General features: G+C 36.7%; 2 protein-coding genes. Both read right to left on the reverse strand.

The genetic code is table 11. The features are described 5' to 3' along the window. The coding region (locus ACNKXV_RS07440) for an aldo/keto reductase (protein ID WP_417907087.1) at positions 1 to 596 on the reverse strand (596 nt) is incomplete at its 3' end. A gap of 54 nt (positions 597 to 650) precedes the next feature. After that, the gene (locus ACNKXV_RS07445; RefSeq protein WP_417907088.1) at positions 651 to 1,100 is read right to left on the reverse strand and encodes a hypothetical protein; all 450 of its coding nucleotides are present in this window, start codon (positions 1,098 to 1,100) and stop codon (positions 651 to 653) included. Positions 1,101 to 1,149: the final 49 nt, after the last annotated feature.

Here is a 1,149-nt window from a genome sequence, read left to right on the forward strand (position 1 = left end):
ATATTGTATCGCGGTTGATGAATAAGAAAGGGTGTGCCAAGATCTTTTAAAATCGTTGCAGCCCTGGAAGTGTCTTCAGGATTGTACTGGGATATTCCTATATATAAAGCTTTTCCCTGTCTCACAATTTGATCTAAGGCTCCCATCGTCTCTTCCAGAGGAGTGTCAGGATCTGGACGATGATGGTAAAAAATATCTACATAATCCAATCCCATTCGTTTTAGAGATTGATCGAGACTTGCAATTAAATATTTTCTCGAGCCAAAATTTCCATAAGGTCCCGGCCACATATCCCATCCGGCCTTTGTAGAAATCAATAATTCATCCCGGTAAGCTTTAAAATCTTCTTTAAATATCTTTCGGAAATTTACTTCAGCTGAACCATACGGAGGGCCGTAATTATTGGCAAGATCAAAATGGGTGATACCATTATCGAAGGCTGTTCGAAGAAGATTTCGAGAATTTTCAAAATCGTCGTTATCACCAAAGTTATGCCACAGGCCTAAGGAAAGTACAGGCAGCATTATTCCGCTGTTACCGCAACGGCGGTATTGCATTTTATCATACCGATCGTTTGCAGCTGTATAATTGCTCATTTAATTTTTTTTTGAGCAATTTAATGAATGTTATAAAACTCCCGCTTTAAGAATTTAGTTTTTTCTAAAGCTTAGAAGGGTAGAATCATTATCCATCACTTCCAATTCGATCTCGCTGGAACTGGCTGAAATTACTATAAATGAATTGGTGAGGTTGGAAAGTTTTTCATCTGCTCCAAAGAATAAATGCAGGTAAATTTTTTTATTTGCCTCATAACCGGGTCCTTCATCTCTATTCGTACTCCAGGTACCATTTACCTCGGCTGCATTACCAGAAGCAATCAATGTATTTAATTCCTGAAAGGAAAAGCTATAACCGTCGTAATTATTGGTCTTGGCAGTTCCATTCTCTATAAATTTTGAAACTTTCCATTCTCCATTTTTTACAATTTTCCTGAACTCAATAAGTTCTGCCTGAGACAATTTAATATCATCACGATCTGTATCACAAGAAGTGAGAAAACAAACCACACTAACTAATAATAGAAATACCCCTTTCCTCATAATCAATTTCTTTTTCCTGGTAAATTATCATGTAAATTTAAAAAGGCGC

Origin of the sequence: Christiangramia aquimixticola (genome assembly GCF_048285835.1) — a bacterium.
Classification (GTDB): Bacteria; Bacteroidota; Bacteroidia; order Flavobacteriales; family Flavobacteriaceae; genus Christiangramia; species Christiangramia aquimixticola.

Coding starts and splice junctions, on each gene's coding strand:
- ACNKXV_RS07445 (WP_417907088.1), bottom strand. CDS start 1,100: ATGAGGAAAGGGGTATTTCTATTATTAGTTAGTGTGGTTTGTTTTCTC.